The sequence below is a fragment of the Amycolatopsis dendrobii genome, assembly GCF_014145675.1.
GTDB lineage: Bacteria > Actinomycetota > Actinomycetes > Mycobacteriales > Pseudonocardiaceae > Amycolatopsis > Amycolatopsis dendrobii.
This window is the reverse complement of record NZ_JACGZW010000011.1, coordinates 162,164-179,446: the sequence shown is the minus strand read 5'-3', so window position 1 is coordinate 179,446 and position 17,283 is coordinate 162,164. Positions and strand designations below refer to the sequence as shown.

Genomic DNA, 17,283 nt, shown 5'->3' with positions numbered 1-17,283 from the left:
ATACCCTGGGCTAGTGCGCATTCTATTCACTTCCCTCGCCTCTTACGGGCACCTTTATCCGTTGCTGCCGCTCGCCGTCGCGGCGCGCGACGCGGGCCACGACGTGGTTTACGCGACCTCGTCCGAATTCCACCCGACCCTGGAGAAGGCCGGTCTCGAACCCGTCGCTGCCGGGTTGACGATGCAGGAGGCGTTCGCCAATCTCTTCGCCGGAGACGCCCGCAGCCGCAAGGAGATCCCGGAAGCCGAACTGAACGAGGCAATCGGCAAGGCCTTCGGCAAGCTGATGCCCACCCGGTTCATGACCGACCTCGCTCCGGTGCTCGCCGAACGGAAACCGGACCTGGTCGTGTACGAAATGGGCAATCCAGGCGGTGCGTTCGCCGCGAATCAGGCCGGTATCGCCGCGGTCGGGCACGGTTTCGGCCGGGTGTCCTCCGGCGGTCCGATGGACCACATCAGCGGTCAGATCGACGCCTTCGCCGCCGAAGCCGGACTCACCGGCAGCAGCAGGCTCTTCTGGGGGCACCCCTTCGTGGACATCTGCCCGCCGTCGGTGCAGGCGCCGGAGTTCGTCGCCGGGGCCCGGCGTGTGCCGCTGCGACCGGTCGGCTGGAGCGAACCGGGAGATCTGCCGTCCGGCATCGAAGGCCGTGACCGCGGCCGCCCGCTGGTGTACCTGACGCTCGGCACCACCCCAGCCAGCCAGGCGCATCTGCTGACCTCGGCGTTGCAGGGACTGGCTTCGCTCGACGTGGACGTGCTGGTGGCTACGGGTCCGGCAGTTGACGTCGCGGCGCTCGGCGAGGTGCCGTCGAATGTGCGTCTGGAGGCATGGGTGCCGCAGTCGGCACTGCTGCCGCACGTCGATCTGGTGGCGCATCACGGCGGCAGCGGGACCACGCTGGGCGCGTTTGCCGCGGGGGTGCCGCAGCTGCTGCTGCCGCAGGGCGCGGACCAGTTCACCAACGCGGACGCGGTGGTCGAAGCCGGTGTGGGAGCGAAACTGGTCGGCGATGAACTGACGACGGACGCGGTCCGCGAGACGGCCGGACGGTTGCTGGCGGACAGCTCGGTGGCGGACGCCGTGCGCGGGCTAGCGGCAGAGGTCGCGGGGATGCCTTCGCCGGAGGAGGTGGCGGCGCAGCTGCCGCAGTATGTCTGAGTCGTGAGTGCTGGCACCGGTTCCAACCGGTGCCAGCACCCACGAGGGTCATGCGCGGGTGACGAGTTCCTTCAGCAGCGAACCCATCCGCGTCGCCGACTGCCGTCCGGCCTCGAGGACTTCCTCGTGGTTGAGCGGCTCGCCGGTCATGCCCGCGGCCAGGTTCGTGACCAGCGACAGCCCGAACACCTCGAGCCCGGCCGCGCGAGCGGCGATCGCCTCCAGCACGGTCGACATGCCGACCAGATCGGCACCCATGGTGCGCAGCATCCGGATCTCGGCGGGCGTCTCGAAGTGCGGCCCGGGCAGGCCCGCGTACACGCCCTCCTCGAGCGAACCGTCGATCTCCCGCGCCAGATCGCGCAGCCGCTTGGCGTAGAGATCGGTCAGGTCGACGAAGTTCGCGCCGACGATCGGGGAGCGCGCGGTCAGGTTGAGGTGGTCGGAGATCAGCACCGGCTGCCCGACGTTCATGCCCGCGCGCAGCCCGCCGGCCGCGTTGGTGAGCAGCACCGTCCGCGCGCCCGCCGCCGCGGCCGTGCGCACGTTCTGCACGACCGGCTCGATGCCCTTGCCCTCGTAGAAATGCGTACGGCCGAGCAGGACCAGCGCGCGCTTCTCGCCGACCCGCAATGACCGCACCGTGCCGCCGTGGCCGACCGCTCCGGGCGGGGTGAAGCCCGGCAGTTCGCCGAACGGGATCTCCGCGTCGGCGGTTCCGATCACGTCCGCGGCCGGACGCCAGCCCGAACCCAGCACCACGGCGATGTCGTGCTTCTCGACGCCGGTGCGCTCGGCGATGACGGCCGCGGCCGCCTCCTCCAGGTTGCTCATGCCGCCGAGCGTATCCGGGCGCTGCGGGCCACGAGGAACGCGACCAGGCCGAACGGCGACAGGAAGATCGTCAGCAGGAGCAGCGGGCTGAGCACCCACCACGGGATCCGGTGCGTGCGCGCCTCGAAGAACATCCAGCGCGCGATGAACAGGTCGAACGCGATGAGATGCGCCCAGACCAGCGCGGCCCCGTACGACGTGCTCAGGAACCCTTGCAGGACACCGAGATCCGGCCGCTGCATCGCGTGCCACAGTTCCCCGAAGTGCGGGATCGCCAGCACGAAGTACCAGACCAGCGGCAGCAGCGGCACCCACGGCGAGGCCAGGACCCGGCGGGTGCCGCGCCAGCCGGGCAGGAAGATCATCAGCGCCCAGAACGGAACCGCGACGGGGAACGTCCAGGCGAAGACGGTCGGGTCGCTCACCGGACCGTCTTCCGGGCCGGCACCAGGACCGACGCCGCGGCAGCCGCCGCGATGACGCCGACGAGCAGCCCGGCGGCGGCCAGCGTCGTGCCGCTCGGGTGGATGAGGGGTTCGCCGCGTTCGGCCTGCCACAGGATCAGGCCGACGAGCCCCGCGTAGCCGGCCGAACCCGTCCACACCAGCCGCACGCGCACCGCGCTCTCGCGCAGCCGGGGCAGCCGTGTCGCGAGCACGGCGAGCCCGAACGCCAAGAGCGGCAACGCTTGCAGTGCGTGGAGGCCGATGAAGTGCGCGATGCGCAGGTCGCCGCCGGTGGTGCTCCAGCCGAGCAGCGGAAGACCGGGGCCGCCGTCCGCGACGCCGACGCTGTGCGCGCCGATGAGGTCGGAATGCCCAGTGGCTTTGATCTCGGCCCGTTCGATCGGGGTCGGCTGGGTCATGGTCGCGCCGAGGCCGGCACCGATCAGCGCGAGGACCGCGCTGGTGCGCACCGCCCAGTGCACCGCGCGGTCTTCGATCCGGGTGAACATGAGCAGCACGGTGACCACGAGCATGGCGAGCCAGAGCCCCGCGACCATGACCCCCATGGCCTGGAACAGCGCGGAGTCGAACGGGGACGTGTTCGCGAAGTGGCTCGGCCGGGCGCGGGCCGCTTGGAAGGCCATCGCCACGTACTCGGCGGCGAACAGCACGACGGAGACGGTCGAGGCGACGTTCGCGACCTTGCGCAACCGTCCGTTCAGCAGCGAGACGAGCCAGCTCCAGGTGAAGTAGTAGAGCCCGCCGGACACGGCGAACTTGAACGGTTTCGCCCACACCGGCGAGCCGAGCAGGGTCCGGTGGTCGATCAGCATCGCCGCGACGGTCAGCACGGTCGCGACGCCCATCGCCGCGGCGAACCACAGCGACGGACGGTGCCAGGTGCGCATCCGGGCGGTGGGCAACGTCGCCGCGGGCGGGTCGACGGTGGTGGTCATGAGGTCCTCCCAGTATGGATAGTGATGCTCTCCACTATGGGAAGTTAAACTATCCATCCTGAGATGTCCTCAGGGTTTTTCCCGGAAGTCCGGAAGTTAGGGTCGAGCGGGTGCGGATGGCAGAGCTGAGCGCCGAGTCCGGGATCCCGGTGGCGACGATCAAGTACTACCTGCGGGAGGGGCTGCTCCCGGCCGGGGAACGGACCAGTCCCAACCAGGCGCGCTACGGCGAGGAGCACGTGCGGCGGCTGAAGCTGATCCGGGCGCTGGTCGAGGTCGGCGGGCTGTCCGTGGCGACCGTGCGGGAGGTGGTGGCGGCGGTCGATTCGGATCGGGCCGCTTACAACGTGCTCGGGGTGATGCAGGGGGCGCTGACCCGGTCCGCGGTGGATGTTTCGGATGCCGACCGGGAATGGGCCATGGGATTGCTGGGGCCGATCGCTCGGGCGCACGGGTGGAAGTTCGGGCCGGACAATCCGGCGGTGGAATTTCTGGTGGGGACTGTGTGCACTATTCGGTCGCTGGGGCATCAGGCATTGCTGGATCAGATCGGGCGGTATGCGGAGGTCGCCGATCGGATCGCGGTGGCTGATTTGGATACCATTGACGCTATTGGGTCGATGGATCGGATTGTTGAGGCGGCGGTGGTGGGGACCGTTTTGGGGGATCGGTTGTTTGAGGGGTTGCGGAGGTTGGCTCAGGCGGCTGAGACCGCGCGGCGGTACTCGGAGGGGTGAATTCGGCTCGTCGCCTGGCGGCGATTACGAAGCTGCCGGGAAAGACAGGGTTGGGGCGATTTGGTCGAAGGTGGCGGAGGCTGTGTCTTCTTGTTCCGCGGGGACGGTCAAGGACAGCAGCCACAGGGTGTTGTCGGATTGCTTGATCAGCGCGAAGGTTGCTCGGGTGATCGCGGCGGAGTTGCTTTGCGCTCGTTCTACCGCGCGGAACATGACTTCGGTGCCGTTGGGCGTTTTCGTGGGTTCCCGGGTGAAGTTGAAAGAATCCTGCGAGCCCGAGGAGCGCAGTGCGGTCATCGCGTCGCCGAGGGAATATTTTTCGTAGAAGTTCGGGATTCGTTCCAGGCGCAGGGATTGGCGGCCGTCCGGGGAGATGTACTGGACCACCGTTGAGGTGCCGAATACCGACTTTCGGGACGCGATGAAGCGTTGCCATCCCTCGGGGACTGAGAGGGTGTATTCGCTGTCGCGGGAGACGTTTGCTGTTGCGCTTGCGTTGGCGTGCTGAGGGATCAGCTTCAGCGGCTGCGAGGAGCCCGCGACCGTGCCCAGGGTGGCCAGCGTTCCGGTCTCCGGGCTTTGCGGCGGCAGCAGGTTCTGCCCGCTCACCACGCGGGCCAGTGCGAAACCGCCGCCGCAGGCCAGGGCGAACAGGACCATTGAGGCGACCGCCAGCATTGCCGTGGCCTTGCCGCTGCGGCGTGGGGGTGGCGGCGGTAGCGGGGCGGGCAGCGGCGGGGGAGCTGGCAGCGGGGGTGCGGGAGTGAAGGCGGGGGCGGAGCCGGTGTTTCCCGAGCGCATGAACGGGAGAGGGCCTGGATCCGCTGCCAGCGCGGCGGGCTGCTCGGGGGTCTCCGGCTTCGGGGCGACCGTCTTGATGACCTGGGTGTCGGTGGCGTCCAGGTGGGCGGCGGTTTTCTTGCCGTCCGGCGTGCGGAACAGTTCGGGGCCGAACAGGTCCACGGTGGCCTTGGTTTGCTTCGGGTACAGCCGGTGGCGCACCTCGCGCAGGGAGATCCGCTTCTCCGGCTCCTTCTTCATCAGCGCGGCGATGACGTCGGCAAGCGGGCCCGGCTTCGGGCGCGGGACCTTGCCGTTCACGACCTTGCCCACGGTTTCCAGCGGGTCGCCGTCCGCGTCGTACGGGGGCGCTCCTTCGACGGCGGCGAACAGCGTCGCGCCGAGGCCCCACAGGTCGGCGTTCGGGGTGACTGCGCCGCCGGACGCGACTTCCGGCGAGATGTAGGCGGGTGAACCGAGCATGATGCCGGTCCTGGTCATGGTGGCTTCGGAGACGTTGCGGGCGATGCCGAAGTCGGTGAGCTTGATCCGGCCGTCGCTGGCGACCAGCACGTTGCCCGGTTTGACGTCGCGGTGCGTGATGCCTGCTTCGTGGGCCGCTTCGAGGGCGGCGGCTACCGCGATGCCGACTGCGGCGGCCTGTTCCACCGTCAGCGGACCGTGGTCGCGAAGCAGGTGCGCGAGGCTGCGCGACGGCAGCAACTCCATCACGACGAACGGGGCGTCGCCCTCGCGCGCGACGTCGTGCAGCGTGATGACGTTCGGATGCGACAGGACCGCGATCGCGCGTGCCTCGCGGAGCGTGCGCTCGCGCAGTTCGTCCGCTTGTTCGGCCGGGATGCCCGGCGGCACTTTCATTTCCTTGACCGCGACCGGGCGGTGCAGGAACTCGTCGTAGGCCGACCAGACCGTGCCCATCGACCCCGACCCCAGAACCGACCGCAGCCGGTAGCGCCCGGCGACTACCCGCTGCTGGTCGCCGCCGGTCGACGGCTCGGCTTTCGCAGAGCCGGTGCTGTCGGTGTTGCCGGGCTGGTCCAGGTCGCTGTTCTCCGAGGGCACCCCATGATTGTGGCCCAAGCCGCCGACACTCTTCGACTCAGCACCGCTACCCCTGAGTTCACCCGTACGGGGGGCGAGCAGAGTCACAGGTGCGGCTGGTGGCCTGCCTCTACCATCACTGGGTATGACGAACGTGGCTGGTCCGGAGTCGGCGCCGACTTCCGAGCCCGGGCTCGCGCTCGCGGCGGAGTTCCCGACCGCGGACCGCGCCCAGTGGCAGGAGCTGGTGGCGGGAGTGCTGCGCAAGAGCGGCAGGCTTCCCGAGGATTTCGCGGGTGCGCCGGAGAGCAAGCTCGTCTCCCGCACCTACGACGGCATCGAAATCCAGCCGCTGTACACGTCTGACGACGCGGGCGGCGACCTCGGCTTCCCGGGGCTGCCGCCGTTCGTGCGCGGCGCTCGGCCGGAGGGCGTCGTCGACACCGGATGGGACATCCGGGTCCGTCACCAGCGGGAAGACGTCCGCGCGGCCAACGCGGCGATCCTCGCCGACCTCGAAGGCGGCGCGTCCTCGGTCTGGCTGCGGCTCGGCGAGGGTTCGCTCCCGATTTCCGCGCTCGCGGACGCGCTGAACGAGGTGTACGTCGGCCTCGCGCCGGTGGTCCTCGACGCCGGTGCGGAGTACGAAACCGCTGCTCAGGCACTTCTCGACCTCTTCGCCGAGCGCGAGGTCCCGGCCAGCGAAGCCGTCGGCACGCTGGGTGCGGATCCGCTCGGCACCACGGCGCGCACCGGGCAGGCGCTGCCGCTCGGCCCGGCCGCCGAATTGGCCGCGAAGGTTGCCCGCAAGTACCCCAAGGTCCGCACGATCGTCGCCGACGGACTGCCCTTTCACGAGGCAGGCGGCTCCGACGCGCAGGAACTCGGCGCGACGATCGCGGCCGGCGTCGCTTATCTGCGCGCGCTCACCGAGGCGGGCCTGGACGTCGCCGCGGCGGCGGCGCAGATCGAGTTCCGGCTCGCCGCGACTGCGGACCAGTTCCTCACCATCGCCAAGTTCCGCGCCGCGCGCCGGCTGTGGGACCGGGTCCTCGAAGTTTCCGGTGCGGCCGCGGAAGCACGTGGGATGCATCAGCACGCGGTCACGTCGCCGTCGATGTTCACCCAGCGCGACCCGTGGGTGAACATGCTGCGCACCACCGTCGCCTGTTTCGCGGCCGGTGTCGGCGGCGCGGACGCGGTCACCGTGCTGCCGTTCGACGCGGCGATCGGCCTGCCGGACGCGTTTTCCTCGCGGATCGCCCGCAACACCAACGCGATCCTCATCGAAGAGTCGAAGCTGGGCAGCGTGATCGACCCGGCGGGCGGCTCCTGGTACGTCGAGAAGCTCACCGACGAACTCGCCGAAGCCGCGTGGCGCGAGTTCACCGCGATCGAAGCGGCGGGCGGCATCGAAGCCGAACTGGCCTCCGGCGCTTTGGCCGGACGGCTGGCCGAGACCTGGGAGAAACGCGCGAGCCGCCTCGCCACCCGGCGCGACCCGCTCACCGGCGTCAGCGAGTTCCCGAACCTGGAAGAAAAGCCGGTCACCCGCGACCCGGTTCCGTCCACTATGGACGGAGGGCTGCCGCGGCACCGGTACGCCGAGGAGTACGAGAAGCTGCGCGACGCGTCCGACGCCTGCCTCGCTGAACACGGCGAGCGGCCGAAGGTTTTCCTGGCGACGCTGGGTCCGGTCGCCGCGCACACCGCCCGCGCGTCCTTCGCGACGAACCTGCTGCAGGCGGGCGGCATCGAGGCAGTGAACCCCGGCGCGACCGACGACCTGCCCGGCGCGTTCCGCGAGAGCGGCGCGAAGATCGCTTGCGTCTGCGGCACCGACGCGGCGTACGAGGAACAGGCCGCGTCCGTCGCGGCGTCCCTCGGCGCGGACAGCGTGCTGCTGGCGGGCAAGGGAACCTACGACGGAATCAGCGGCAATCTCTACGCCGGGTGCGACGCGCTCGAAATCCTGACCAGCCTCCACGCACAACTGGGAGTCTCCGCATGAGCATCCCGAATTTCGCCGGCATCCCGCTCGGCACGCCGGAACCGGGCGACCGCGCCGCGTGGGCACAGGCCGTGCAGGACGCCACCGGCAAGGGCCCGGACGCGCTCGCCTGGGAAACGCCAGAGGGCATCGGCGTGAAGCCGGTCTACACCGCCGCCGATCTGTCCGATGTGGACTTTCTCGGCACGTACCCGGGCATCGCTCCGTACCTGCGCGGGCCGTACCCGACGATGTACGTCAACCAGCCGTGGACGATCCGCCAGTACGCCGGGTTCTCCACCGCGCAGGAGTCCAACGCCTTCTACCGCCGCAACCTCGCGGCCGGGCAGAAGGGCCTGTCGGTCGCGTTCGACCTCGCGACCCACCGCGGCTACGACTCCGACCACCCGCGCGTGTCCGGCGACGTCGGCATGGCGGGCGTGGCGATCGACTCGATCTACGACATGCGCCAGCTGTTCGACGGCATCCCGCTGGACAAGATGTCCGTCTCGATGACGATGAACGGCGCGGTGCTGCCGGTGCTCGCGCTGTATGTGGTCGCGGCCGAGGAGCAGGGGGTGAAGCCGGAGCAGCTCGCGGGGACCATCCAGAACGACATCCTCAAGGAGTTCATGGTCCGCAACACCTACATCTACCCGCCGCAGCCCTCGATGCGGATCATCTCCGACATCTTCGGCTACACCTCGCAGCACATGCCGAAGTACAACTCGATCTCCATCTCCGGGTACCACATGCAGGAGGCCGGAGCGACCGCTGATCTGGAGCTGGCGTACACGCTCGCGGACGGCGTCGAGTACATCCGCGCGGGCGTCGAAGCCGGGCTGGACGTCGACAAGTTCGCGCCGCGGCTGTCGTTCTTCTGGGCCATCGGCATGAACTTCTTCATGGAGGTCGCGAAGCTGCGCGCCGCACGCCTTCTGTGGGCGAAGCTGGTGAAGCAGTTCGATCCGAAGTCGCAGAAGTCGCTGTCGCTGCGTACGCACTCTCAGACGTCAGGCTGGTCGCTCACCGCGCAGGACGTCTTCAACAACGTCACGCGTACGTGCGTCGAAGCGATGGCTGCCACCCAGGGGCACACGCAGTCGTTGCACACCAACGCTCTCGACGAAGCGCTCGCGCTGCCCACCGACTTCTCCGCGAGGATCGCGCGCAACACACAGCTGTTGCTGCAGCAGGAATCCGGCACCACACGCGTCATCGACCCGTGGGGCGGCAGCGCGTTCGTCGAGAAGCTCACCTACGACCTCGCGCGCAAGGCGTGGGGCCACATCACCGAGGTCGAGGGCGCAGGCGGCATGGCGCGCGCGATCGACGAAGGCATCCCGAAGCTGCGCATCGAAGAGGCGGCCGCGCGTACGCAGGCGCGCATCGACTCGGGACGACAGCCGGTCATCGGCGTGAACAAGTACCAGGTCACTGACGACGAGCAGATCGATGTGCTGAAGGTCGACAACGCGGGCGTACGCGCACAGCAGCTCGAGAAGCTGCGTCGGCTGCGCGAAGAACGCGACCCGCAGGCCACCGAGGACGCGCTGCGCCGTCTCACCGAAGGTGCGCAGAACAACGGCAACCTGCTTGAGTTGGCCATCAACGCCGCGCGCGCGAAGGCGACCGTCGGCGAGATCTCCGACGCCTTGGAGAAGAACTGGGGCCGCCACTCCGGCCAGATCCGCACGATCTCCGGCGTGTACCGGGAAGAGGTGGGGAAGTCGGACAACGTCGAGAAGGCCCGCGAGCTGGTCGACAAATTCGCTGAAGAGGAAGGCCGCCGCCCGCGCATCCTCGTCGCGAAAATGGGCCAGGACGGCCACGACCGCGGCCAGAAGGTGATCGCCACCGGCTTCGCCGACCTCGGCTTCGACGTCGACGTCGGCCCGCTGTTCTCCACCCCGGCCGAGGTCGCCCGCCAGGCGTCCGAGGCCGACGTGCACGTGATCGGCGTGTCCTCGCTGGCCGCCGGGCACCTCTCGCTGGTGCCCGCGCTGCGCCACGAGCTGGCCGAACTGGGCCGCGAGGACATCATGGTCGTGGTCGGCGGCGTGATCCCGCCGCAGGACTACCCCGAGCTGCGCGAAGCGGGAGCGGCGGCGATCTTCGGCCCGGGCACGGTGCTCGCGGACGCGGCGATCGACCTGCTCCAGCAGCTGGCCGCGCAGGAGTCCTGAACCTTGCCGCGGCGGATCGACGTCGGCGAATACGCCAAGGGCGTGCTCGCGGGCGACCGGGGGACCCTGTCCAAGGCCATCACGCTGGTCGAATCGCACCGGGAGGACCACCGGCGGCAAGCGCAGGAGCTGCTCGTCGAGCTGCTCCCGCACGCGGGCGGCGCGAAACGCGTCGGCATCACCGGCGTACCCGGAGTCGGCAAGTCGACATTTATCGACCAGCTCGGCACTGACCTCACCACCGCCGGGCACCGGGTCGCGGTGCTGGCCGTCGACCCGTCCTCGACCCGCACCGGCGGCTCGATCCTCGGCGACAAGACCCGGATGGCGCGGCTGGCGGTCGATCCGAAGGCGTTCATCCGGCCGTCGCCGACGTCCGGCACGCTCGGCGGCGTCGCCCGCGCCACCCGCGAGACGATCGTGCTGATGGAGGCGGCCGGCTTCGACGTCGTGCTCGTGGAGACGGTCGGGGTCGGGCAGTCCGAGGTGACCGTGGCGAACATGGTCGACTGCTTTCTCTTCCTGACGCTGGCGCGCACCGGCGACCAGTTGCAGGGCATCAAGAAGGGCGTACTGGAACTCGCCGACGTCATCGCCGTGAACAAGGCAGACGGCCCGCACGAACGCGACGCCAAGCGCGCCGCGCGCGAACTGCAGGGCGCGCTGCGGATGATCTACGGCAAGGACGCGTTGTGGACGCCGCCGGTGCTCACGTGCAGCGGGCTCGAAGGCAGCGGCCTCGACGAAGTGTGGGCGGCGATCGGCAAGCACCGCGAGGTGCTCACCGAATCGGGTGATCTTGGCGAGCGGCGCAAACGCCAGCAGGTCGACTGGACGTGGTCGATGGTCCGCGAACAGCTGCTCGACCGGCTCACCGCGCATCCGGCCGTCCGCGCGCAGGTAGCCGACGTGGAACGAGCGGTGCGCGACGGAGAACTCACCGCCACGCTGGCCGCGCAGCGGATCTTGGCGGCGTTCGCCGAACCCTCTTCTTGAACGTTGTCCAAGAAGAAAAAGCGCTGTCCGCACAAGTGTCTTTTGACCGTCTCAGGGGCTTATTGCGCTCGACGGTCGTCAGCACGGGGCGAGCGGACGCGCCTCCACCGCGTGGCGGCTGACGCGCCCGCGCTTCGACGGGCACAATGCACGGTGACGGCGTAGAAGGGAAGTCATGGCGAAGGTGCGGGGACTGCTGCTGGCCGGTCTGCTCGGCGTGCTGCTCACCGGAGTGCTGCCGGTCGCGGCGTCCGCGGCGACCCCGGCTCCGGCCTCGGTCTCCGTGGCGGCCGAGACGGCGATCACGCAGGTGAACGCGCTCCGCCAAGCCCCGCCGGGACCGGTGCTGGACCCGTCCCAGACCGACAAGGCCAACGCCGACAAGACGAAGAAGAACCTCATCGCGGGCGGGGCCGCGGTGGTGCTGCTCGCCATCGTGTTCTTCGGCCGCCGCCACCGCATCAAGCGCCGCAAGGCCCAAGGCGGCTGAGCTTTCCGGCGTTCACCCACGCCGAACTTCGTCAGCCGTTCGCCGCAGATCCGCTACCGGCCGTCTTGGTCGAACGGCAGCGCGCCGCCGCTTGCCACCTGCATGGTGCACGATCGACTGCAATGCGTAAGACAGATCGATCGGCACGTTGCGTGTTCCCCTGCGCTCGTGTTGCGGGAGGAGGTGCGGCGTGACGGTGCTGGACTCACGGCCGGACGTTCCAGGTGACCACAACCCGATCGCGGCGCCCGGCGCGCTGCTGACCGAAGCCGGCGTCAGCATGGCTCCGGTGGAAGACCTTGGCGCGGGCCGCGGCCCGTTCTGGCTGGACGACTGGCTGCGCGCGAACGCGACCGACGTGCTCGCGTGGCGGCGGCACATCCACGCCCACCCCGAGCTGTCGCGCAACGAGTTCGCGACGACCGAGCTGATCGTCTCGCTGCTGCGCCGGGTCGGGCTCAAGCCGTGGGTGCTGCCCGGCGGCACCGGCGTGGTGTGCGACATCGGCAAGGGCGAGCGCTGCGTCGCGCTGCGCGCGGACATCGACGCGCTGCCGCTGACCGAGGACACCGGCCTGCCGTACTCCTCCACCACCGAGGGCGCGGCGCACATGTGCGGCCACGACGCGCACACCGCGATCCTGCTCGGCGCCGGCCGCGCCCTCGCCGGAGCGCCCGAGCTGCCCGGCCGCGTGCGGCTGATCTTCCAGCCCGCGGAGGAGGTCATGCCCGGCGGCGCGCTGGACATGATCGCCGCGGGAGCGCTGGAGGGCGTCGAACGGATCTACGGCCTGCACTGCGACCCTCGGCTCGAAGCGGGCAAGGTCGGCACCCGGGTCGGCGCGCTGACGTCCGCCGCCGACCTGATCGAACTGCGCCTGACCTCGCCCGGCGGACACACGTCGCGGCCGCATCTCACCGCTGATCTGGTGTACGCGCTGGGCACGGTCATCACGTCGCTGCCGTCGGTGCTGTCCCGGCGCGTCGACCCGCGCTCCGGCACGGTGCTGGTGTGGGGCGCGGTGCACGCCGGACAGGCCGCGAACGCGGTCCCGCAGGACGGCGTCCTGCGCGGCACGCTGCGGACGGCCGACCACGAGGTGTGGAAGTCGCTGGAGCCGCTCGTCGCGTCTTCGGTGGAATCCCTGCTGGCCCCGACCGGGGTCGGCTTCTCGCTCGACTACCGGCGCGGCGTGCCGCCCGTCGTGTCCGACGCTGAGTCGACCGCGCTGATGCGCGCCGGGGTCGAGGCGGCGGTCGGCGAAACAGGGCTCGCCGGGACGGAACAGTCGTCCGGCGGCGAGGACTTCGGCTGGTACCTGGAGCACGTCGGCGGGGCCTTCGCCCGGCTCGGCGTGTGGTCCGGTCCGCCCGCTCCGCAGGCCGACATCCACCGCCCGACGTTCGTTCTCGACGAGCGCGCGCTGCTCGTCGGAGTGCGCACTTTGGTGCACACCGCACTGGCCTCACTGGCCTGAGTTATCCACAGGCGCCGCGCCGATGTGGATAACTCAGGCGGGTGAGAGGTACCCCTCGTGCGGGGGTGTCAGCGGGGGATTACCCGGCGTGGTCTAGACCGTAGGGTACCCTGCCGCGACCCGTTTACCGAGAGTCATTTCGGACTTTTGTGCTGCCCGAGTGCGGCGGTGGGCCGGTGGCTGTCGGTGACGGATTTCGTGTTGTGCGGCAACGGCTTTGGCGGAATCCGAGGCTGACCGCAGCGATCCGCTGACCTGATTTCTGCCGTCATTTTTGGTGACGCGCTGCTATTTTTCCTGCGCTCTGAGGTGTTGGATGCCCGTGTGGGTGAGCCTCTGCCGTGTGGTATTGGGCAGCTGTCCGACAAGCTTGTGGAGCACCTCGTCGCACGGAGTTATCCACAGGGCGGTGCCGTTGGGGACAACTTCCGGCCCTCTGCTACGGCGGGTGTGGATGACTCCGGAAACGAGCGTTCCGGGCCGCCCGCCGCGAGGTCGAGGCCGCCGGGGTGGTTCGCCTCTCGAACGGCTGAACGTCCGTGAGGGGGCACCCTCGCGGACTCAGGGTTCCCGTCACGTACTTCACCGGGACCATGCAGCCCGCCGCGGCTACTGAGAAACCTGCATGGGGACGCTGGCCTCTTCGCCGAGCCACCGCGGTCCCGCCAGCTCCTGCGGTCTGGGCAACCACGCCTCAACCGCGCCCGCAGCCTCGCCTTAAGTTCCTGGCATGGAGACGCAGAGTCCGTGAGAGTTCCCCTCGCGGACCGTCAAGGAGAAAGCGTCAGCCGCTGATCCCGGTGCACGGCCGGGTGCGCAGATCGTCGACGTAATCCGCCGGGGCCCCGGCCGCCTCCGCGGCGTCCGCCAGCACCCCGAGATAGCGCGCCGAGGGCAGTCCGCCCTCGTAGGCGTCCAGCACGTACAGCCAGGCCAGCACCGAGCCGTCCATCGTCTGGACCCGCAGCCGGATCTTCGTGTGCATTCCCAGCTCGCCGCCTTCCCAGCGGTCGAGCCGGTCCTCGTCGAGCCCGGTCACGTCGTACAACACGACGAACACCCGCGACGACGGGTCCTCGACGATGGTGGCCAGCGCGCCTTCCCACCCGATGTCCTCGCCGCCGAAGGTCAGCCGCCAGCCTTCCAGCCAGCCGGTGCCCGCCATGGGCGAGTGCGGGGCGCGCTCCAGCATCTGGGCGGGCTCCATGTTGGATCCGTAAGCGGCATACAACGGCACGCGGCACAGCCTAGCGACCTCTGTTCGCCGCGACCGGATGCACATGCCGTGTCCGGGCACTTCGCTTGCCGGTCAGGTTCGCCGCGTAGGGTCAGGGCCACCGCCAAGCACGCGTGACATAGGAGGACCCAGGTGACCAGGATCGTGATCATGGGTGGCGGCCCGGCGGGCTACGAAGCCGCCTTGGTCGCGGCGCAGCACGGCGCCGACGTGACGATCGTCGAGCGGGACGGCCTGGGCGGCGCCTGTGTCCTCTACGACTGCGTGCCCTCGAAGACGTTCATCGCGTCGTCCGGCGCGCTCGCGAAGATGCACGACCTCGGCGAACTCGGCATCAACACCGACCTCGCGGACACCACCGTCGACCTGCCGACCGTGCACGGCCGGGTGAAGGGCCTGGCGCTCGCGCAGTCGGCCGACATCCGCGCCCGCGTGCAGCGTGAAGGTGTTCGCGTGATCACCGCCCAGGCCCGCTTCGCCGACGACGAGCCCGGTCTCGCCACCCACACGGTTGAAGTCACACACGCCGACGGCACGGTCGAATCACTGTCCGCGGACGTCGTGCTGATCGCCACCGGGGCCACCCCGCGCGTGCTGCCCGGCGCGGTGCCGGACGGCGAGCGGATCCTGGACTGGCGGCAGCTGTACGACCTCACTGAGCTGCCCGAACACCTCGCGGTGATCGGTTCCGGCGTCACCGGCGCCGAGTTCGCGTCCGCGTACACCGAGATGGGCGTGAAGGTCACCGTCGTGTCCAGCCGCGACCGCGTGCTGCCGCACGAGGACGCCGACGCCGCCGCGGTGCTCGAAGAAGTCTTCACCCAGCGCGGCACCACGGTGGCCAAACAGGCCCGCGCGGAACGCGTCGAGCGCACCGAGAAGGGCGTCGAAGTTCACCTGGCCGACGGTCGCGTGATCGAGGCAAGCCACGCGCTGATGACCGTCGGATCCATCCCGAACACCGCCGACATCGGCCTCGATCGCGTCGGCATCGAGCCCGGCCCCGGCGGCTTCATCGCGGTGGACCGGGTGTCGCGCACGAGCGTCCCCGGCGTGTACGCGGCGGGCGACTGCACCGGCGTGCTGATGCTCGCGTCCGTGGCGAGCATGCAGGGCCGCATCGCGATGTGGCACGCGCTGGGCGAGGGTGTCGCGCCGATCAAGCTCAAGACCGTCGCGGCGAACGTGTTCACCCACCCGGAAATCGCGACCGTCGGCATCAGCCAGCAGGCGATCGACTCCGGCGAGGTGCCCGCGCGCACGATCATGCTGCCGCTGGCGACCAACGCGCGCGCGAAGATGGAAGGCCTGCGCCGCGGTTTCGTGAAGCTGTTCTGCCGTCCCGCCACCGGCGTGGTGGTCGGCGGTGTCGTGGTCGCGCCGTCGGCGAGCGAGCTGATCCTGCCGATCGCGCTGGCGGTGCAGAACCAGCTGACGGTGGACCACCTCGCGCTGACGTTCTCGGTGTACCCGTCGCTGTCCGGATCGATCACCGAAGCGGGCCGCCAGCTCATGCGGCACGACGATCTGGACTGATTTTCCGCGTCCGGGCAACCCCGTGCCGCACACCGCGTCTTGCGGGGTGAAGACGGGTGGCACGGGGAAGGAACGAGGGTGCGCAAGAGCGCGATTTTCGCGGTGGCGGCGGCGATCGGATTGGCCGGGACAGCGGTCCCGGCGGTGGCGGCGGACGGTCCGGCGCCCGATCCAGTGACTGTGCAGCTGAACCAGGACACCGCGGTGCTGCACGGCCAGGTGAACGTCTACCAACGCGGCTCCGGCCCGAACCTGGCGCTCGCCTACTGCCCTGGAGCCAACGCGGGCACAGCGGCGTTCAGTTCGCCCGCGTTGAAGTTCTCTCAGTACTTCTACGGCGAGATGGTCGGGGTGAAGGCCACGATGAGCGCGCACGCGAACCTGGTGCCTGGCACCAAACCCGGTAGTTACCCGCTCACCGTCACGTGCGCCGGGAAGCAGTACAACGCGACATTCACCGTGCCCGCCGCGCAGGTGTCCCGGGTGCCCCAGGGCGCCGCGAAAGCGGGCGACGGGAGCCTCGCCGGGTAATCATCCAGGCTCGCCAAAAACCGCCGGAAATTGTTTCCGGCGGTTTTTTCGTTCCCGGGGCAACCCCGCGGCGGGCGGAGACGTCTTGTTGTTGTCGGAGCGAAAACGCCCGGGCCGCAGGGGGAACTGTCGGCCGGGCGCGGATTCGCCGCCGTTGTATGCGGCGGGAATCGCATTTTCATCAAGGGGAGTGTCATGAAGCGTACCGTTGTTTTCTCCGCCCTCGTCGCCGCCGGAATGCTTTCGGCCGCACCGGCTTTCGCCGCTGAAACGTCCGCCACGCCGCCTCCGTCGAGCACCGCCACCGCTCCGCCGTCCTCCTCGCCGGAGGAACCGCCTGGCGACAGCGGCGGCGTGCCCAAGGCATTCATCCGGGTGCTGCCGTCCTCCGGCCACGCCGGGGACCGCGTCACCGTGCGCGTCGGCTGCGAGGCCTCGGAGATCCAGAACCTGAACTCGGCGGCGCTGCAGTTCGGCAAGCTGCACCCGGTCGGTCCGCAGAACGACCCGTCGAAGGCGCCGATCTCGCAGGGCGCCGCGACCGTTCGCAGCGGCGTGAAGCCCGGCACGTACCAGGTTTCGTTCTCCTGCGGCAGTGCCGACCTCACCACGAAGTTCACCGTGCTGGGCGCGAAGCCCGCCCCGAAGCCGACGCCCACCCCCGCGCCCAAGCAGGTCAGCAAGGTCCCGTCCGGCGCGCCGCAGACCGGCGGCACGGACGGTCCGGTCGCGGACGACCAGTCGAACCTCGGACTCCCGATCGCGGCCGGCGCGATGGGCGTGCTCGCCCTCGGCGGCACCGGGCTCGTGGTGGCGCGTCGGCGCCAGCGTGGCTGACTAGTCTCCTGGGCCTGGCCGCT

15 protein-coding genes are annotated in these 17,283 nt (G+C 69.8%); 10 read left to right on the top strand and 5 right to left on the bottom strand.

Features of this window, described 5'->3' with window-relative positions; translation table 11 throughout:
* Nucleotides 1–13 precede the first annotated feature (13 nt).
* Nucleotides 14–1,165, top strand: a complete 1,152-nt coding sequence (locus H4281_RS31335; RefSeq protein WP_182894497.1) for a glycosyltransferase — start codon at nucleotides 14–16, stop codon at nucleotides 1,163–1,165.
* Nucleotides 1,166–1,213: 48 nt separating this feature from the next.
* Here H4281_RS31335 and H4281_RS31330 read toward each other — a convergent pair whose 3' ends face one another.
* Genes H4281_RS31330 through H4281_RS31320 form a run of 3 tightly spaced genes read right to left on the bottom strand, consistent with a single transcriptional unit; the run spans nucleotide 1,214 to nucleotide 3,401 of the window.
* On the bottom strand, nucleotides 1,214–1,999 hold the full coding sequence (locus H4281_RS31330) for a purine-nucleoside phosphorylase (protein ID WP_182894496.1): 786 nt from the start codon (nucleotides 1,997–1,999) through the stop codon (nucleotides 1,214–1,216).
* Nucleotides 1,996–2,424: an ABA4-like family protein gene (locus H4281_RS31325; protein WP_182894495.1), complete on the bottom strand. Its 429-nt coding sequence runs from the start codon at nucleotides 2,422–2,424 to the stop codon at nucleotides 1,996–1,998. Before H4281_RS31325 ends, H4281_RS31330 begins: the two co-directional genes overlap by 4 nt.
* A complete protein-coding gene (locus H4281_RS31320) occupies nucleotides 2,421–3,401 on the bottom strand; it encodes a hypothetical protein (RefSeq protein WP_182894494.1) in 981 nt (326 codons plus the stop codon). Before H4281_RS31320 ends, H4281_RS31325 begins: the two co-directional genes overlap by 4 nt.
* A 149-nt stretch (nucleotides 3,402–3,550) precedes the next feature.
* On the opposite strand from H4281_RS31320, the gene H4281_RS31315 reads away from it, so the two are divergent.
* A complete protein-coding gene (locus tag H4281_RS31315) occupies nucleotides 3,551–4,138 on the top strand; it encodes a MerR family transcriptional regulator (protein WP_312872216.1) in 588 nt (195 codons plus the stop codon).
* A 24-nt stretch (nucleotides 4,139–4,162) separates the two neighbouring features.
* On the opposite strand, the gene H4281_RS31310 is transcribed toward H4281_RS31315, so the two are convergent.
* Nucleotides 4,163–6,001, bottom strand: coding sequence for a serine/threonine-protein kinase (locus tag H4281_RS31310; protein ID WP_312872215.1), 1,839 nt, complete (start codon nucleotides 5,999–6,001; stop codon nucleotides 4,163–4,165).
* Between the two features lie 124 nt (nucleotides 6,002–6,125).
* Here H4281_RS31310 and H4281_RS31305 point away from each other — a divergent pair, with 124 nt between their 5' ends.
* The 5 genes from H4281_RS31305 (at nucleotide 6,126) to H4281_RS31285 (ending at nucleotide 13,119) form a co-directional block, all read left to right on the top strand.
* Nucleotides 6,126–7,991, top strand: a complete 1,866-nt coding sequence (locus tag H4281_RS31305; RefSeq protein WP_182894493.1) for a methylmalonyl-CoA mutase family protein — start codon at nucleotides 6,126–6,128, stop codon at nucleotides 7,989–7,991.
* Nucleotides 7,988–10,156, top strand: coding sequence for a methylmalonyl-CoA mutase (scpA, locus tag H4281_RS31300; protein WP_182894492.1), 2,169 nt, complete (start codon nucleotides 7,988–7,990; stop codon nucleotides 10,154–10,156). Before H4281_RS31305 ends, scpA begins: the two co-directional genes overlap by 4 nt.
* 3 nt (nucleotides 10,157–10,159) lie before the next feature.
* On the top strand, nucleotides 10,160–11,152 hold the full coding sequence (gene meaB, locus H4281_RS31295; RefSeq protein WP_037816077.1) for a methylmalonyl Co-A mutase-associated GTPase MeaB: 993 nt from the start codon (nucleotides 10,160–10,162) through the stop codon (nucleotides 11,150–11,152).
* A 175-nt stretch (nucleotides 11,153–11,327) separates the two neighbouring features.
* Complete coding sequence (locus H4281_RS31290; protein WP_182894491.1) at nucleotides 11,328–11,642, top strand: hypothetical protein; 315 nt, start codon at nucleotides 11,328–11,330, stop codon at nucleotides 11,640–11,642.
* A gap of 190 nt (nucleotides 11,643–11,832) precedes the next feature.
* Nucleotides 11,833–13,119: an amidohydrolase gene (locus H4281_RS31285; RefSeq protein WP_182894490.1), complete on the top strand. Its 1,287-nt coding sequence runs from the start codon at nucleotides 11,833–11,835 to the stop codon at nucleotides 13,117–13,119.
* A gap of 784 nt (nucleotides 13,120–13,903) precedes the next feature.
* Here H4281_RS31285 and H4281_RS31280 read toward each other — a convergent pair.
* Nucleotides 13,904–14,356: a gamma-glutamylcyclotransferase family protein gene (locus tag H4281_RS31280; RefSeq protein WP_182894489.1), complete on the bottom strand. Its 453-nt coding sequence runs from the start codon at nucleotides 14,354–14,356 to the stop codon at nucleotides 13,904–13,906.
* A gap of 132 nt (nucleotides 14,357–14,488) precedes the next feature.
* On the opposite strand from H4281_RS31280, the gene H4281_RS31275 reads away from it, so the two are divergent.
* From H4281_RS31275 to H4281_RS31265, 3 genes are all read left to right on the top strand, one after another.
* The gene (locus H4281_RS31275; protein WP_182894488.1) at nucleotides 14,489–15,892 is read left to right on the top strand and encodes an NAD(P)H-quinone dehydrogenase; all 1,404 of its coding nucleotides are present in this window, start codon (nucleotides 14,489–14,491) and stop codon (nucleotides 15,890–15,892) included.
* 78 nt (nucleotides 15,893–15,970) lie between these two features.
* Complete coding sequence (locus H4281_RS31270) at nucleotides 15,971–16,423, top strand: hypothetical protein (protein ID WP_182894487.1); 453 nt, start codon at nucleotides 15,971–15,973, stop codon at nucleotides 16,421–16,423.
* Between the two features lie 195 nt (nucleotides 16,424–16,618).
* The gene (locus H4281_RS31265) at nucleotides 16,619–17,260 is read left to right on the top strand and encodes a hypothetical protein (protein WP_182894486.1); all 642 of its coding nucleotides are present in this window, start codon (nucleotides 16,619–16,621) and stop codon (nucleotides 17,258–17,260) included.
* Nucleotides 17,261–17,283 lie beyond the last annotated feature (23 nt).